This window comes from Paenibacillus sabinae T27 (genome assembly GCF_000612505.1).
Lineage (GTDB): Bacteria > Bacillota > Bacilli > Paenibacillales > Paenibacillaceae > Paenibacillus_AQ > Paenibacillus_AQ sabinae.
This window is the reverse complement of sequence record NZ_CP004078.1, coordinates 176,063-192,961: the sequence shown is the minus strand read 5'-3', so window position 1 is coordinate 192,961 and position 16,899 is coordinate 176,063. Positions and strand designations below refer to the sequence as shown.

The window sequence follows — 16,899 nt, the reverse complement described above, 5'->3', positions numbered from 1 at the left end:
AATCGTGGTGTACCAAATCCACAATTCGCAGGGTCAAACCAAGGCTGTCCGGCTGTAACCTCTTGATCCTAATCACTGATCATTAAGCACCTTGTTCCCTGTCTTTCATAGTGTAACCTGCTGGTTCAAGCATACATCGAGAATCCACGGCCATGGACCGTAGCCCGCTTCAACGTTGATGTGTCCCATTTTAGGCAACATAACGCAAGGAATCCCTAAATCTAAATATTGAGAAGCATCTTCTACCGAACAATAAGGGTCCGTTGAGGATAAAACAAACAGCGTCTTTTCCGCAACTGTTGCAATATCAACCAAGTTTTCCGGCACAGGAAAAAACGTCATCACAGGCTCATATTCCAAAAATGGCGAAGGCGGCGCCACTAGAATGGCTCTCTGAATTTTTCGTTTCGGATGTGAAGCCGCATAGTGAAACCACATGATGCACGCTAAGCTGTGTGCCACAACGATTACTTCTTCATCTTGCGAAATTTCTTCAAAAACAGAAGATAAATAGTCGAGCCAAACATCCTTGTCTGGTTGATCTTTGTCTGGAAAGTCAGGAAAATAGACTTTTTCACCTTGCTTCACCAGCTCTTGCTGTAACCATCTTTGCCAATGATCGGGTCCACTGCCGCCGACTCCATACAAAACGAGAAAGCTTCTACTCATGATAACAACACCTCCACAATGGTCGTTTAAAATTATGACTGCATCAATCTCGATTCTGCTAATCTTTTTATTCTTCTTGTTAATTCATATTTTACATGAGGAGATGCTCATGACATATTACACAGTCTCGCACAGACCACGATAAATTTCGAATTAAATTTTATATATTTCACAAAAAAGGAAAGTATAATAGAGGAAGGCAGAAAGTCAAAATATAGGAGGAAATCATGGGCAGACTCATTCATTTCGAAATTCATGTAGATGACATGGAGCGTGCTAAGAAGTTTTATGGCGAGGTATTTGGATGGACCTTTGAGGACTGGAGTGACTATGCCGGAATGCCTTATTGGGGAGCTGTGACAGGCGATGCAAATGAACCCGGAATCAACGGGGCTTTGATGCAGCGTCAAGGTGCTTCCCCACAACCCGGTCAGGCTGTGAATGGATATGCATGTACCATGGGAGTAGGAGATTATAATGTGACTGAAGCCAAAATCCTCCAACTCGGAGGCCAGGTGGCAATGCCTAAATATGCTCTGCCCGGAATGGCATGGCAAGGATATTACATGGATACCGAAGGGAACCTTTTTGGTATTCATCAGCCAGATGAGCATGCAAAATAGCACTTTCCCTATGGCGCGGGATACCATCCCGAAACCCATATCTTTCACAGTCTGTGGAAATGGCGGATGAAGTCTTGGTTTCTTCATCTCTACGATTCAAACCCGTACCTATCAAAAAAGACACCCCTCAAGGTGTCTTTTCTTCTCCATATGGAGCCGAGGGGAGTCGAACCCCTGTCCGAAGATAACGCCACATAAGCTTCTACGAGTGCAGTGACAGATTTGATGTCACCCGAGTATCACCCTGTAATGCAGAATTGAACTTCGTCCGTTTGGGTGTATAATTGTTATAACAGTTGAATATGATGATAAGGAGCGCCTGAAATGAACAGGATGGTGGACATGGAGCGGAAAGTAACGAAGTTTGGCAACAGTTTAGGCATAACCATGACCGATGCGTTGAAGCAAGTAGGTTTAGGACAAGGAGATACCGTTCAGATTGATGTAAATCAAACAACGGGGGAAATTATTATCAGGAAATCGACAAAAGTATCCCTGCCTAATGGCATTAGCGATGATTTTATGGATACGCTCAGCAATGTTATTGAAGAATATGACCTTACCTTACGGGGTCTTAAAGATCGATGAGTAAAATACGATATTTATCTGCAGAAGAAGCTATAGCCATTAACATAGCCATGATTCAACGTTACAGTCCAGGTGAACAAACGGGCGTCAAGGAAACGGCTCTGCTGGAGTCCGCTATCCATCGCCCTAAATCTTCTGCTTTTGGCGAGGATGCTTACCCTACTATTTTCGAAAAATCAGCTGCCCTATTTGAGTCATTAGGACAAAATCATCCCTTCCACAATGCTAACAAACGTACAGCCTTCACCGCTTTAGTTATTTTTCTGCGTTACAACGGTTTGCAGTTTAAAATGAATACTAAGCAGGCCGAAGATTTCACGGTCGACATGGTCAACCACAAATACGCCTTTGATGAACTGGCCGAGATTATTAAGAAGTATTGCGTAGTTATTTAAATTACAAGGGAATGAAAAAGCGACCGGGTAAGGTCGCTTTTTCTGATACTGGCAATGGAGCCGAGGGGAGTCGAACCCCTGTCCGAAGATAACGCCACATAAGCTTCTACGAGTGTAGTGACAGATTTGATGCTGGAAAGCACACCAAAAAAGCGGCGAGGGTATTCTCTCATCGCTTTTTTGCATTACTATAACCATGCTTTCTCTGGCAGCAGGTAGGTGTTATACACTCACTCGCCCTTATAAGCCTTATGCAATGCTGCAAGGTCAAATTTCTTCATCTGCAGAAAGGCCTTCGTCACACGCGCAATTTGCTCCGGTGTTCCCTTCTCCAGCATCTCGTCCATCTCGGCCGGAACAATCTGCCACGACACACCAAACTTATCGGTCAACCAGCCGCATTGTTCAGCCTCGGGAACTGCAGAAAGCTTCTCCCAGTAGTGATCAATCTCCTCTTGCGAATCGCATTTCACCATAAAGGAGATGGCTTCGTTGAAATTGAATTTATGATCGTGCGCGCTGTCCATTACGGTAAACCACTGCTTCTCCAGCATGAAGTCAGAGAACATAATGGTTCCTTCCTGGTCAGGGTCCGAGCCCTTTGGATAGCGGGCAATCGTTCCTTGCCGCGAGTTTCCAAATATGGATAAATAGAGCGACATGGCCTCTTCAGCTTTACCACACTTTTCACCGACAAACAGTAACGACGGTACAATAGCCGGCCGCTCCTCACCTTCCGGATTCGTAAGGATCAGCTGCCAGGATACGCCATATTTATCCTGAATCCAGCCGTACCGCTCACTGAATGGATACTTATCAAGCGGCATCAAAGCTTGGCCACCCTCAGATAATTTGTTCCAGACCTCATCTATTTTCTGTGCTGCGTCCTTATCGCGTGACGGATCAAAATTAACGAAGAAAGACACGGACGGATTTAACTTAAAATACGGCCCTGCACTGATGGCCATAAACTTCTGCCCCCATATTTCAAAAGAGACTTGATCACAGTCGCCTGACGGTGTGTCATGAAGTGTCGTCACACTCGTAACCTTGGATTCGGGGAAAACAGAGGCGTAAAAATTAGCCGCTTCTACCGCTTCTTTGTCATACCATATATGCGGCACGATGGTCTGATTCGCGTTTGTCACAAGTCATTCCTCCTCAGCTGCCTGTCCATCCGGATAGTAGGCTGTATTGTGGGCGGAGTGAAAACTGCATAAATGTTATCCCTGCGGCTGCTCTCCTGGAACATTCACTTGAAAAGTAACGCCGAACTTGTCCTTAACAATCCCATACAAGGGACTCCAATCCGTCTTCTGCAGAGGCATGACCACTTGACCGCCGTCTTCCAGTGCAGCAAAAATCCCCCGCGCGTCTGCCTCTTCAGTAGGATGGATGGCAATCTGAACCGTATCCCCATCCGCCTGATGCGCCGTACCCGGAAAAGTATCGGAGAACATGAGATCTGTATCACCAACCTTCAAATGTGCATGCATCACAAGGGTTTTCATCTCATCGGTCAGCGGATGATCCGGATCTTCCGGTTAAATCTCCGAACGTCATGATCCCAACTATGCTCCCGCGCAGCGCTTTTTCATAAAAATAAAGGGCTTCTCTCGTGTTTCCATTAAAAACAAAATACGGGTTCAAACGGATTGACATCATTCTTCATCCCCTTTGGAACAAGTTAGTCAGTCAGCTTTATTATACACAAAAATTTAAGGAAACAAACGTTTTTTGCGAACATATGAACCCCTTTTTTTCTGTATGAGCAGCCTCAGATGCGGCCCATGAAAAAAGCACTCTCGCAGTTTAGCGTGAGCGCTTAGCGTTTCAGCATTACCCTGTCCAAAGGCAACGTCAAACTCATGATCAGGGTTCATGAATTATCGTTCTTCAGAGTGCTCTTTCAAAATGTGAGCCGTTATTTCTAGTGTATACAAACCTTTTGCAATATCTACTATAAGCTCCACCACAAGCTCCCGTTCCATTCTAAAATGGTATCCATTTAAGACCACCATGCTTGAAGATACTCGTCGCTTATCCATGTAATTATCTTCTCGATAAAGAGCTTGCCGAAAGTAACCAAATCTACATAATGAATCATCTTGCTATCCAGATTCAACAATCGGCATCTTAGACAAACCGCCATGTATGGTTCTAAACAAACGTTAATACGAAAAAGACACCCCTAAAGGTGTCTTTTGCTTTACTCCATATGGAGCCGAGGGGAGTCGAACCCCTGTCCGAAGATAACGCCACATAAGCTTCTACGAGTGTAGTGACAGATTTGATGTCACCCTAGAGACTCCCTGTCACCGGATTCCCTTCGGGTCAGCCTGATTATCTTCTTCCGTTGACCCCAGGCGGAGACCAAGCGGCGTATCCCACTAAAGTTGAGCCCCTAGCCCGCCACATGGGCGATGGAAGGTAGGAGCTAGCTCACAGGTTATTAAGCTGCGAAAGCTAAGTTGTTGTTTTGTTTGCCGTTTAATTGGCTTTAGCGTTGATGAAGCGGACGCGTCCCCACTACTCGCTACCCATGCTCGAACTACCCCCGTCGAATCCAAAAACGGCCCCTCATTAAAAGGGCTTCCTGGATCAAGGGAACCGCCGGCAAGAGCGATCCGTATCCATTATCCTTCGCGCCATAAAGCGAGAAGATAATCTGAAGCATTAAGTCTTACATAAAAGAGTATATCACATTTTGCAGCATATTCACATAGATCTTGCAGGAAACTTAGGTTGAGATTGCCACCGACGCTGCCCGAACAAAGAGAGCGCCCGAGGTTCCATCCCAGAATTGCCGTTTATCTCGCGACCTTCTGCTTCTCCCGCAGTGCCCGCTGGATATCGCGCTGTGCGTCACGTTTGGCGGCGGAGTCGCGTTTGTCGTACTGTTTCTTCCCTTTGCCGATGCCCAGCAGCAGCTTGGCGTAGCCGTTGCGCACGTAGACCTTGAGCGGCACAATCGTATACCCTTCCTGCTTGGAATGCCCGAGCAGCTTGCTGATCTGTTCTTTATGCAGCAGCAGCTTGCGCGTGCGCGTCGGGTCGTCCGGGTTGGAGCGGTTGCCCTGCTCGAATGGACTGATATGCATGTTATGCACAAAAATCTCACCACCGCGAATCGTGGCAAACGCATCCCCGATATTCGCACGGCCATTGCGCAGCGATTTGATCTCCGTTCCCGTCAGAACCATGCCCGCCTCGTAGGTGTCTTCGATAAAATAATCATGGGAAGCCTTTTTGTTCTGGGCGAGCACTTTCCCGTCTGCTTTTTTACCCATGACAATCACTCCTTGAACCGAATATTAAAACAAGCCGCCCCCGTATCCAGCCGCTACATGATGCGTTCAGGACCGTAGGCACTAGACTTATATTGTATCAAAAGCGTTCCCATAAACGCAAGGAAAGCCCTAGTCCGGCAGATTGCTTCCTGAACCGCCTCCAGCGCGTCGCTTCGGTTACGCAAGTAGCTGCAGGCAATACCATACAGCAGTTCCCGGTGCAGCCTGACCGCATCGCTAAACTGCGCCTCGGTCCCCACGCCGGCCAAAGTGACCTTTGTCATCTCCCCACTGAACATGGCCTCCCCTCTCTCTCCAGCCTTTCTACAGATAAGACGGAGCAACGCGATAAAACGTTGTACATACTCTAAAAAACATATGAAGACGGCTGTCCTCCCCCATCCTACATCGGATGACAGTACAACAAAAAGACCCCATTATCCATCTAGCGACAGTAATGGGGTCTTTCGCGAACAATGACCCGCCCGACTCCTCGGAGGCGGTCATTATCCAAGAGACGCGAATCGTTCCGGGATCTCATGCGGAGCTTGGCGCTTCCGCTTTTATGTTCGGGTTAGCTTTGCTTTTTCTTCTTCTTTTTCTTTCGCTTCTCGCCGAGCGGAGCCGATAGCTCCACGTTGCCCGGGGTTACGGTGTCGCCGATGAAGACGCCGTTTTGGGATTTTCTCTTGCGGCGGCTCTTGCCTCCGCCGCCGCCGAAACCGCCCCCGAGATCCTCGCGGGTGCGGATCTTTGTGTCACCGTCGACGCCGGTGTACACGTCGCCGCGGCTCCCGGGCGGCGCGCCGTAGCCGCCCTTGCCGGAGCCGAAGCTGAAGTTGATGCCGCGGGAACCGCCGGCATCCCCAGCTTCGGCCTTCCGGCCGCGAGCCCCGCTGCCCGGCTCGCCGCCGGTGGCGACGGCGCCATTGCCCCGGCCGCCACGCTCGGAGCCGCCGGGTGCCGCGCCGCTTCCGGCCTGGCCGCCGCCGTGCACGCGCCCACCGCGGCCACGCTTGCCGCGGCTGCCCGCTGCGGCGGCTCCGCCCTTACCGCCGCCGCGGCTCTTGCCGCCCCCAGCGCCTGCAGCGGCCGCGCCGTGGCCGCCTCTGCGGTCGCGGCCACCTTTGCCGTTCCGACCGCCGCCGCCAAAACCTCCGCTGCGACGCTCACCCGCCGCGCGCGGCTTCATGTCGACCAGCTCGAAGTCGATCGTGTGGTCGTCCATGTTCACCTTGGCAACGCGGATCTTCACCTCGTCGCCGATGCGGAACACCTTTGAGGTGCGCTCCCCGATGAGCGCCATATGACCCTCGTCGAAGTGGTAGTAATCATCCGTCAGATTGCTCAGACGGATCAGCCCTTCGACGGTATTTTCCAGCTCGACGAACATGCCGAAGCTGGTCACGCTGCTGACCATCGCCTCGAATTCCTCGCCGACCTTGTCCAGCATATACTCCGCCTTCTTGAGCTGCTCCGTATCCCGCTCCGCTTCCACCGCGACGCGCTCGCGCTCGGAGGACTGCTGGGCGATATCCGGCATCCGGCTCGCCAAATATTCATGGCGCTTCTCGCCGAGCGCTCCGCCGCTCTCCAGCACCTCGCGGATGACCCGGTGAATCACAAGGTCGGGATAACGCCGGATCGGTGAGGTGAAGTGCGAATAATATTCGGCAGCTAGCCCGAAATGCCCTGTGCTCTCCGCATCGTACTTCGCCTGCTTCATGGAGCGGAGCATCATCGTGCTGATGACCGTCTGCTCCTTCGTGCCATGAATATCCTCCAGCAGCTTTTGCAGCGCGCGGGGATGGACAGAATTACCCCGGCCCTTAACGTGATAACCGAAGTTGGCCGCAAAAGCCATAAAGTTCTGCAGCTTCTCAGGGTCCGGGTCCTCGTGAATCCGGTACAAGAACGGCACCTTCAGCCAGTGGAAATGCTCCGCCACCGTCTCGTTCGCCGCTAGCATGAATTCCTCAATGATCTGCTCGGCGATGGAACGCTCTCTTTTTACGATATCGACCGCTTTGCTGTTCTCGTCGACGATGATTTTGCTTTCCTGAAAGTCGAAGTCAACGGCTCCCCGTTTCATCCGCGCATCCCGCAGCTTCATCGCAATTTCCTGCATCAGCCGGAAGTCCTCAATCAGCGGGGTGTAGCGCTTCAGCAGCTCGGGATCTTCATCCAGCAGAATCTTGCGCACATTGGTGTAAGTCATGCGTTCCTTGGTGCGGATCACGCTGGTAAAAATATCATGCTTCACAACCTTCATATTCTCGTCAAATTCCATCTCGCACGACATGGTAAGCCTGTCCACTTGCGGATTCAAAGAACAGATGCCGTTCGACAGACGGTGCGGCAGCATCGGAATTACCCGGTCGACCAGATAGACGCTGCAGCCCCGGTCATATGCTTCCTTATCCAGTGCCGAGTTCTCGCGCACATAATAGCTGACGTCGGCAATATGCACGCCAAGCTTGTAATGGCCGTTCTCCAGACGGGCGACGTTGACCGCATCATCCAGGTCTTTGGCGTCTTCCCCGTCAATAGTGACGATATTCAGGCCCCGCAGGTCGCGGCGGTTCTGTCTTACAATTTCCTCTTCCGTAATGGAGTCGGGAGCGGTAAGCGCTTCGGCCATAACCTCTTCGGGAAAAGCTTCCGGCAGCTGATGCTTGCGGATAACCGATAAAATATCGACGCCGGGGTCGTCCTTATGACCCAGAATCTCGATAACTTCCCCTTCCGCCGCCGCACGGCCTTCCGGATAATTCACGATGCGGACCACGACTTTTTCACCGTCTACCGCACCGTTAAACGATTCCTTCGGGATAAAAATATCGCGGTTGATCCGCTTGTCATCCGGCAGCACAAAGCCGTAAGTCTCCAGATTTTGAAATACGCCGACCGTTTGCAGCACGCCCCGGCGTACAATGCGCACCACTTCGCCCTCCATCCGGCCGCCTGTATGGCTGCGCGATGTAATCCGGACAAGCACGATGTCGCCGTTCATGGCGCTTTTGATATCATTAGCATGAATATACACGTCGGGATGCTCCCGGTCGTCGGGAATAAGAAAAGCAAAGCCCTTCGCATGAGCCTGCAGACGGCCGCGAAGCAAGTCCATCCGCTCCGGCACGCCGTAGCGCCGGGTACGGGTCAGCACGATCCGTCCATCCTGCTCCAGGGTGCTCAGCAGCACGTTGAATTCCTTCAGCTCCGCTTCTTCCGCGAAATGAAAATGGTCGATCAATTCCTCATACGTCATTGGTTTATAAGCGGTTTCCCGCATGAAATTCAGCAGATTCTCTTGTGTTATCATCTTCGTCACCTCGGCCCGCCGCGGCTGAGGCCGCCGGCTGGTATGTACTTTATGTCTTATATACTTCATACCCTAGTATACACGAAATCAATCCCCGGCATCCCTTCCCGCCGATTACAAAAAAACCCCCGCTCCATCGTGAAGAGCGAAGGTTCCATTCGTCTATGTTATTTAACCACGACGGCAACAATAATGGACAGAATAAAGAATCCCGCCGCCAGTGCAACCGTTACACGCTGCAGTACGAGCTCCATGCCGCGCGCTTTCGTCTTGCCGAACAGATGCTCAGCACCGCCGGAGATGGCGCCTGCAAGGCCTGCGCTCTTGCCCTTTTGCAGCAGAACCACCGTAATCAGACCGATAGAAAAAATCAGAAGCAGCACTTTCAGAAAAATATCCATTCCTTCCACCCCCTACGCCTAAGCATCACTATCTATGGATATTCACTACTCACGTTTCATAAACAGCACTTTTATTGTACCATACAGCCCAAAGCAAGACAACTTGCAGACTATTTTTTATATAAAAAAGACTGCCCCCGATCATGAAATGACCGGGAAGCAGTCTCTTGGATTCTAAACCGAATCAAAGGTTCGGAGAACCTTATTATCTTTTCAGGTTGTAGAAGGATTTCAGGCCGTTGTATTGAGCCAGTTCGCCCAGTTCGTCTTCGATGCGAAGCAGTTGGTTGTACTTGGCGATACGGTCAGTACGGGAAGGTGCGCCCGTCTTGATTTGGCCAGCGTTGGTAGCTACGGCGATGTCGGCGATAGTGCTGTCTTCGGACTCACCGGAACGGTGGGATACAACAGCAGTGTAGCCTGCGCGTTTTGCCATTTCGATCGCGTCGAATGTTTCAGTCAGCGTACCGATTTGGTTAACTTTGATCAGGATGGAGTTGCCGATGCCTTCTTCGATACCTTTACCCAGACGCTCGGTGTTGGTTACGAACAGGTCGTCGCCAACCAGTTGGATTTTGTTGCCCAGTTTCTCGGTGAGCAGTTTCCAGCCTTCCCAGTCATCTTCGGAGCAGCCGTCTTCGATCGTGATGATCGGGTATTTGTCAACCCAGGAAGAGAGCAGGTCTACGAATTCCGCAGGAGTGAAGGATTTGCCTTCGCCTTCCAGGTGGTATTTTCCATCTTTGAAGAATTCGGTGGAAGCAACGTCCATGCCCAGGAATACGTCAACGCCCGGTTTGTAGCCGGCTTTTTCAATGGCTTCCATGATGGAGGACAGTGCGTCTTCGTTGGAAGTGAAGTTAGGAGCAAAGCCGCCTTCGTCGCCAACCGCAGTGTTGAGGCCTTTGCCTTTCAGTACGGATTTCAGGTTATGGAAAATTTCAGCGCCTGTACGCAGAGCTTCCTTGAAGGAAGGAGCGCCTACCGGCAGAACCATGAACTCTTGCACGTCAACGTTGTTGTCGGCATGAGCGCCGCCGTTCACGATGTTCATCATCGGAACCGGAAGCTGCTTAGCGTTGAATCCGCCAAGGTAAGTGTACAGAGGCACGTCCAGAGCTGCTGCTGCAGCGCGGGCTACGGCCATGGAAACAGCCAGGATAGCGTTGGCGCCCAGTTTGCCTTTGTTGTGCGTTCCGTCCAGAGCGATCATGGCTTTGTCGATGCCCAGTTGGTCCAGAGCGTCCATGCCGATCACTTCAGGAGCGATGATTTCATTAACGTTCTTCACTGCGTTCAGAACGCCTTTGCCCAGGTAACGGGATTTGTCGTCGTCGCGAAGCTCAACGGCTTCGTGAGCGCCTGTGGATGCGCCGGAAGGAACGATAGCGCGGCCTTTCGCGCCGGATTCCAGGTAAACGTCAACCTCTACAGTAGGATTACCGCGGGAGTCAAGTACCTCGCGTGCGTAAACGTCGGAAATAATAGTCATTTCAATTCAATCTCCTTTTTAACAAAGATTTAGTCTTAATAAGCCTTGCGGTACATCGTAAAACCTTGCCCGTATTACTTGCGGCTGGCAATCATGGATTGACCGGTCATTTCCGCAGGCTGCGGAAGGCCCATCAGATCCAGAATCGTCGGCGCCACATCCGCGAGAATGCCGTGTTCGCGAAGCACCACATTCTCGTCCGTTACGATAAACGGAACCGGGTTGGTCGTATGTGCTGTAAACGGACGGCCCTCTTCATCGAATACCATATCGGCGTTACCGTGGTCGGCAATAATGATTGTTACGCCGCCCTTGGCACGAACGGCTTCTACCACTTTGCCTACACATTCGTCCGTCACTTCGACCGCCTTGATCGTCGGTTCCAGCAAGCCGGAATGGCCGACCATGTCGGGATTCGCGAAGTTCAGAATGATGGCATCGAATTTGTCCGCTTCGATCTCAGCCACACAAGCCGCAGCCACTTCGTAAGCACTCATCTCCGGTTGCAGATCATAAGTCGCTACTTTCGGGGAGTTGATCAGAATACGAGTCTCACCCGGAAGCTCTACGTCACGTCCGCCGCTGAAGAAGAACGTTACGTGCGGATATTTCTCGGTCTCCGCAATACGCAGCTGCTTCTTGTTTTGCTGAACGAGCACTTCGCCCAGGGTGTTGTCCAGATTCTTCGGTTTGTAGGCAACATAGCCCTGAACCGTTTCGCTGAACGTGGTCAAGCAGACAAAATGAAGATTTTCCGGGAACAGCGGGCCGCGGTCAAAGCCGCGGAAATCAGCGTTCGTGAATACCTGGGACAACTGGATGGCACGGTCCGGGCGGAAGTTCAGGAACACAACGGAATCGCCGCTTTCAACAGTCGTTAACGGCTTGCCTTCGCTGTCCACGATCACGCAAGGCTCAACAAATTCATCATACACGGAATTCTGGTACGAGGCTGTGATCGCCTGCAATGCGTCCGAAAATTTCGGTCCTTCGCCATAAACCATGGCACGGTAGGTCTTCTCTACGCGGTCCCAGCGTTTGTCGCGGTCCATCGCGAAGTAACGTCCGGATACCGTGGCGATTTTGCCTACGCCAACCTCTTCGATTTTGGCAATAAGAGCTTCAATGAATTGCTGACCGCTGCTTGGAGGTACGTCGCGGCCGTCCATGAAGGCGTGAATGAATACATCGTTCAACTCTTCCTTTTTGGCCAGCTCCAGCATAGCGAACAGGTGATTGATATGGCTGTGTACCCCTCCGTCGGATACCAGCGCATACAGGTGAAGCTTCTTACCGGTCGATTTGGCGTGTCTTACCGCTTCAACCAGCGTTTCGTTCTCGAAAAACTCTCCTTCGCGGATGGACTTATCGATGCGGGTCAAATCCTGGTACACGATCCGGCCCGCGCCAATGTTAAGATGTCCTACCTCGGAGTTCCCCATTTGGCCTTCCGGAAGTCCTACGGCTTCGCCGGAGGCGGTAAGGGTCGTATTAGGATACTGCTTCAGGTAACGGTCGTAGTTAGGTTTGTTCGCCTGTGCAACGGCATTGCCTTCTACAGTATTACGCAGACCGAAACCGTCCATGATAATCAGCGCTACAGGTCTTGGAGCTGACATTACTTCGCCCCCTCAACCAATTGGATGAAGGAAGCTGGCTGCAGGCTTGCGCCGCCGACAAGAGCGCCGTCGATGTCGCTTTGGCCCATATATTCGGTAACGTTCTCAGGCTTCACGCTGCCGCCGTACTGGATGCGAATCACTTCAGCAGTCGCTTCATCATACAGATCCTTGATCAGGCTGCGGATGTAAGCAATAACCTCATTGGCATCCGCCGAAGTGGAGGATTTGCCGGTACCGATCGCCCAGATTGGCTCGTAAGCGATAACGGTTTGAGCTGCCTGTTCCGCGCTCAGACCTTGGAACGCGCCTTCAGTTTGCACTTTGCAAACTTCCTTCGTTTGGTCGGCTTCACGCTCTTCGAGCTTCTCGCCTACGCATACGATCGGAGTAATACCGTGGCGGAAAGCCGCATGCATCTTCTTGTTTACGATTTCATCGGTTTCACCGAAGTAAGCGCGGCGCTCAGAGTGGCCGAGAATAACATAATCCACGCCAAGATCCTTCAGCATAACGCCGCTGATTTCGCCTGTGTAAGCGCCGTTGTCCTCGAAATGCAGGTTCTGTGCGCCGATTTTGATGCTCGTACCTTGAGCCGCTTTCGTCAGAGCCGGCAGATTGGTGAATGGAGCGCAGATTACCGTCTCTACGCCTTCAACTTCTGCCGCGCCTTTAACCTCGGCGAAAAAGCTTTCAGCTTCCGGAACTGTCTTGAACATCTTCCAGTTGCCGGCAATGATTGGTGTTCTACTCATAGCAAAGCTTGCCTCCCTTTATAACTCTTACTTGTCGTTAAGTGCTACTACGCCAGGAAGAGCCTTGCCTTCCATAAATTCAAGCGATGCGCCGCCGCCGGTGGAGATGTGGTCCATTTGGTCAGCCAGCTTGAACTTCTCAGCCGCAGCAGCAGAGTCGCCGCCACCGATAACCGTGTAGCCTTCTGTTGTCGCACAGGCTTGAGCAACTGCTTTTGTGCCTTCTGCGAAAATATCGATTTCAAATACGCCCATCGGTCCGTTCCAAACGACCAGCTTGGAGTTCTTGATGACGTCCGCATACAGTGCGGCGGTCTTCGGACCAATATCCAGGCCCATCCAGTCAGCAGGGATTTCGTTAATGTCGACGGTCTTCGTGTTCGCATCGGCTCCGAATTTGTCGGCCACTACAACGTCAACCGGCAGCAGGAAGTTCTTGCCGAGCTTCTTAGCTTTTTCGATAAAGCCAAGAGCGGTGTCGATTTTTTCCTCGTCAAGCAGGGATTTTCCGACTTCATAGCCTTGAGCTTTGGAGAACGTATAAGACAGACCTCCACCGATCAGCACGTTGTCGGCCAGCGTCAGCAGGTTGTCAATAACGTCAATCTTGTCTTTAACTTTCGAACCGCCGATGATTGCGGTGAAAGGACGTTCCGGATTGGACAGGGCTTTGCCGAGTACGGACAATTCTTTCTCCATCAGAAGTCCGGACACAGCTGGCAGATAGTGGGCGATGCCTTCGGTCGAAGCATGCGCGCGGTGCGCTGCGCCGAATGCGTCGTTGACGAACAGATCGGCCAGTTCGGAGAACTGCTTGGCAAGCTCCGGATCGTTCTTCTCTTCACCCGGATAGAAACGGACATTTTCAAGCACCAGAACGTCGCCGTCTTTCAGTTCGGCAACTTTCGCTTTTACCGCATCGCCAACCGCTTCGTCAGCTTTGGCAACCGGTTTGCCCAGAAGCTCGGACAGACGCTCCGCAGCCGGAGTCAGACGCATGGAATCGACGAATTGGCCTTTAGGACGGCCCATATGGCTCGCCAGAATGATTTTGGCTCCGTTCTCGATCAAATACTTGATCGTCGGCAGCGTTTCGCGGATACGCGTGTCGTCGGTGATTTTGCCGTCTTCGAGAGGCACGTTGAAATCGACGCGCACAAATACGCGTTTACCTGTTACTTCTACATCACGGACACTTTTTTTGGTCATGACTTTTTAACCTCCACACCCGGAATTGTTCCACTCTGCAATACTGGGGTAACACACTTGAGCTTGCATCAAGAAGAAACGGCTGCGCCCTTCTATAAGGACGGCATCCGTTTTTCCCGAAAAGAACTATAACGTACGATTAGGCGAATTATGCTGCGATTCTCTTGTATTTCGGAAAAGAGCGGAAACAATGGACTGCTGTTTCCGCTCTATGGATGATGCTATATAAAATCTTTAATTATTTAGTCAGTTTTGCGAAGTGTTCCAGCGTACGAACGAGCTGGGCAGTGTAGGACATTTCGTTGTCGTACCAAGCAACAGTCTTAACGAGCTGTTTGTCGCCAACGGACAGAACTTTAGTTTGCGTAGCGTCGAACAGGGAACCGAAAGTCAGGCCCTTGATGTCGGAGGATACGATTTCGTCTTCCGTGTAGCCGTAAGTTTCTGGATCAGCAGCTTCTTTCATTGCCGCATTAATTTCGTCTACCGTTACGTTCTTTTCAAGAACAGTAACCAGCTCTGTCAGGGAACCTGTAGGTACCGGTACGCGTTGAGCGGCACCGTCGAGTTTGCCTTTCAGCTCAGGAATAACAAGGCCGATTGCTTTTGCAGCGCCAGTCGTGTTAGGGATAATGTTCTCAGCAGCAGCACGCGCACGTCTGAAGTCGCCTTTGGCATGCGGAGCGTCCAGCGTGTTTTGGTCGCCAGTGTAAGCGTGGATTGTAGTCATCAGGCCTTCAACCACACCGAACTTGTCGTTCAGAACTTTGGCCATAGGAGCCAGGCAGTTCGTTGTGCAGGATGCGCCGGAAATAACAGTTTCGGAACCGTCGAGAACGTCATGGTTAACGTTGTATACAACAGTTTTCATGTCGCCTGTAGCAGGTGCGGAGATAACAACTTTTTTCGCTCCGCCTTTCAGGTGAAGCTCAGCTTTTTCTTTGGAAGTGAAGAAGCCTGTGCACTCCAGAACGATATCTACGCCCAGGTCGCCCCAAGGCAGTTCTTCAGGGTTGCGGTTAGCCAGAACCTTAACATCTTGGCCATTCACTTTGAAGAATCCGTCATGAACTTCAACTTCGCCTTGGAATTTGCCTTGAGTTGTATCATATTTCAACAAGTGCGCCAGCATCTTGGCATCGGTCAGGTCATTGATCGCTACAACTTCGATTCCTTCCACGTCTTGAATACGGCGGAATGCGAGGCGGCCAATACGTCCAAATCCGTTAATACCTACTTTTACAGTCATTGAATAGTTCCTCCTAAAATTCGTTTTTATTTATTCAAGACAAGCCTAAGGCTTATCAAGACAACAAGTTAAGTATAAAGCATAAAAAATGCCAATGCTCGTCTAATGCCGAATCTGCTCGGAGGCAGCGCTATATTCGTCGATCTCCCTGACGATTTCAGCCGCTGCGGCTTCATCTATAACGAGTATGTCCTCTTGGCCGAACCTTAGCACGGCGTGGATGGCTTTAGCCTTGCGCTTTCCTCCGGCTATGCCGATAACGACTTCCGTCCGAAGAATGTCCTCAAGACGAAGTCCCATGGTCAGCATGGAATGAACGACCTTGCCCTGTTCGTTAAAGTAATGACCGAAGGATTCGGCAACGGCGCCTGCATCCTTGATCTTGCTGACGGTTTCCTCGTCCAGGTTTCTGCGGCGAGTCATTTCCACAGCATCTCCGATTCCATGCACGATAATTCTCGAACGGCGGATAATCTGTACAATTTCTGAAATATTCGGTTCATGCGCCAGCGATTGATAGGCATCCTCGCTTAGCAAGTCCGGCACATGCAGCAGCCGGTAATGCGCTCCGATCCGCTTGGCCATCGTTGAAGCGATGGTATTGGCCTGAAATTCCACACTCTCTCCAAGCCCGCCTCTTGCCGGTACAATCAAGACTTCTTTGTAAGACAAGGACATTGGAGAGGTCATCTGCTCCGCCAATTCGTACAATGTCGAACCGCCGGTAACGGCAACCGTATCGTCGGTACGCAGCACGCTCAGCAGCGCTCTGGCCCCGGCTCTTCCCAGCTCTCTCTTGGTAAAAGGTGAAGCCTCACAATCTCCCGGCACCACGATAACCTTCTTCAAACCGTAGCTTGAACGAATTTTCTCTTCCAGATCATCAAGGCCAAAGAGGCTTTTGGCCACAGGCTCGAGCAAATCAAGCAGTTTCCGTCCGGCATCGCTGATGCGCATGCCAACACTCTCGATCTCAATGAGCCCCTGCGACTTCAGAAGGTCCGTTTCCGCACGAAGCACCCGCTCGGTCATATCAAGCGAAGCGGCAAGCGTTCTGCGGCCGATAATATCCGACAACAGGATCTGATGAAGAATCGTATACCGTCTTTTGAGGGTTTCCATGAGATCAGGCAGAAGCTGCTTTTGGATTTCCAATAAATTACGCATGCTTTCACTCCTGCAACTTCGTCTTTCTCGTCTTCCCCTTCTCTATGGTCTTAAAACGTCCCGGGTTAACTTTTTAAGTCCCACCAATATTCTACCCAAATATTGCCCTGAACGCAAGGG

15 protein-coding genes, 1 other RNA gene and 1 pseudogene are annotated in these 16,899 nt (G+C 51.2%); 3 read left to right on the top strand and 14 right to left on the bottom strand.

The features are described 5' to 3' along the window. Window positions 1-105: 105 nt before the first annotated feature. Window positions 106-669, bottom strand: a complete 564-nt coding sequence (locus PSAB_RS00950) for an RBBP9/YdeN family alpha/beta hydrolase (protein ID WP_025332719.1) — start codon at window positions 667-669, stop codon at window positions 106-108. A 227-nt stretch (window positions 670-896) separates the two neighbouring features. Here PSAB_RS00950 and PSAB_RS00945 point away from each other — a divergent pair, with 227 nt between their 5' ends. The 3 genes from PSAB_RS00945 to PSAB_RS00935 all read left to right on the top strand — a co-directional run bounded on the left by PSAB_RS00945 (window position 897) and on the right by PSAB_RS00935 (window position 2,275). Continuing rightward, on the top strand, window positions 897-1,292 hold the full coding sequence (locus PSAB_RS00945; RefSeq protein WP_025332718.1) for a VOC family protein: 396 nt from the start codon (window positions 897-899) through the stop codon (window positions 1,290-1,292). A gap of 324 nt (window positions 1,293-1,616) precedes the next feature. After that, a complete protein-coding gene (locus PSAB_RS00940) occupies window positions 1,617-1,880 on the top strand; it encodes an AbrB/MazE/SpoVT family DNA-binding domain-containing protein (RefSeq protein WP_025332717.1) in 264 nt (87 codons plus the stop codon). Further along, window positions 1,877-2,275, top strand: coding sequence for a type II toxin-antitoxin system death-on-curing family toxin (locus PSAB_RS00935; RefSeq protein WP_025332716.1), 399 nt, complete (start codon window positions 1,877-1,879; stop codon window positions 2,273-2,275). The genes PSAB_RS00940 and PSAB_RS00935 overlap by 4 nt, the downstream gene beginning before the upstream one ends. Window positions 2,276-2,505: 230 nt before the next feature. On the opposite strand, the gene PSAB_RS00930 is transcribed toward PSAB_RS00935, so the two are convergent. The 13 genes and pseudogenes from PSAB_RS00930 to PSAB_RS00875 all read right to left on the bottom strand — a co-directional run bounded on the left by PSAB_RS00930 (window position 2,506) and on the right by PSAB_RS00875 (window position 16,779). Further along, window positions 2,506-3,423 (bottom strand): VOC family protein, encoded by a 918-nt coding sequence (locus PSAB_RS00930; protein WP_025332715.1) that lies wholly within the window; start codon window positions 3,421-3,423, stop codon window positions 2,506-2,508. A 75-nt stretch (window positions 3,424-3,498) separates the two neighbouring features. Next, a pseudogene (locus PSAB_RS00925) lies at window positions 3,499-3,937 on the bottom strand (VOC family protein). A 554-nt stretch (window positions 3,938-4,491) separates the two neighbouring features. After that, window positions 4,492-4,855, bottom strand: a transfer-messenger RNA (tmRNA) gene (ssrA, locus tag PSAB_RS24865). A gap of 230 nt (window positions 4,856-5,085) precedes the next feature. Further along, on the bottom strand, window positions 5,086-5,565 hold the full coding sequence (gene smpB, locus PSAB_RS00920) for an SsrA-binding protein SmpB (RefSeq protein ID WP_025332714.1): 480 nt from the start codon (window positions 5,563-5,565) through the stop codon (window positions 5,086-5,088). 53 nt (window positions 5,566-5,618) lie between these two features. Then, on the bottom strand, window positions 5,619-5,864 hold the full coding sequence (locus PSAB_RS26495) for an RNA polymerase sigma factor (protein WP_025332713.1): 246 nt from the start codon (window positions 5,862-5,864) through the stop codon (window positions 5,619-5,621). A 275-nt stretch (window positions 5,865-6,139) separates the two neighbouring features. Continuing rightward, window positions 6,140-8,887, bottom strand: coding sequence for a ribonuclease R (rnr, locus tag PSAB_RS00910; RefSeq protein WP_025332712.1), 2,748 nt, complete (start codon window positions 8,885-8,887; stop codon window positions 6,140-6,142). 167 nt (window positions 8,888-9,054) lie between these two features. Then, window positions 9,055-9,288, bottom strand: a complete 234-nt coding sequence (secG, locus tag PSAB_RS00905) for a preprotein translocase subunit SecG (protein ID WP_025332711.1) — start codon at window positions 9,286-9,288, stop codon at window positions 9,055-9,057. A gap of 205 nt (window positions 9,289-9,493) precedes the next feature. Further along, window positions 9,494-10,780, bottom strand: a complete 1,287-nt coding sequence (eno, locus tag PSAB_RS00900) for a phosphopyruvate hydratase (protein ID WP_025332710.1) — start codon at window positions 10,778-10,780, stop codon at window positions 9,494-9,496. Between the two features lie 74 nt (window positions 10,781-10,854). Next, the gene (gpmI, locus tag PSAB_RS00895; protein ID WP_025332709.1) at window positions 10,855-12,399 is read right to left on the bottom strand and encodes a 2,3-bisphosphoglycerate-independent phosphoglycerate mutase; all 1,545 of its coding nucleotides are present in this window, start codon (window positions 12,397-12,399) and stop codon (window positions 10,855-10,857) included. Next, window positions 12,399-13,154 (bottom strand): triose-phosphate isomerase, encoded by a 756-nt coding sequence (tpiA, locus tag PSAB_RS00890; protein ID WP_025332708.1) that lies wholly within the window; start codon window positions 13,152-13,154, stop codon window positions 12,399-12,401. The genes gpmI and tpiA overlap by 1 nt, the downstream gene beginning before the upstream one ends. Window positions 13,155-13,181: 27 nt before the next feature. Next, the gene (locus tag PSAB_RS00885; protein ID WP_025332707.1) at window positions 13,182-14,363 is read right to left on the bottom strand and encodes a phosphoglycerate kinase; all 1,182 of its coding nucleotides are present in this window, start codon (window positions 14,361-14,363) and stop codon (window positions 13,182-13,184) included. Window positions 14,364-14,601: 238 nt separating this feature from the next. Further along, window positions 14,602-15,612, bottom strand: coding sequence for a type I glyceraldehyde-3-phosphate dehydrogenase (gap, locus tag PSAB_RS00880; protein ID WP_025332706.1), 1,011 nt, complete (start codon window positions 15,610-15,612; stop codon window positions 14,602-14,604). Between the two features lie 102 nt (window positions 15,613-15,714). Continuing rightward, window positions 15,715-16,779, bottom strand: coding sequence for a sugar-binding transcriptional regulator (locus tag PSAB_RS00875; protein ID WP_025332705.1), 1,065 nt, complete (start codon window positions 16,777-16,779; stop codon window positions 15,715-15,717). Between the last annotated feature and the right edge of the window lie 120 nt (window positions 16,780-16,899).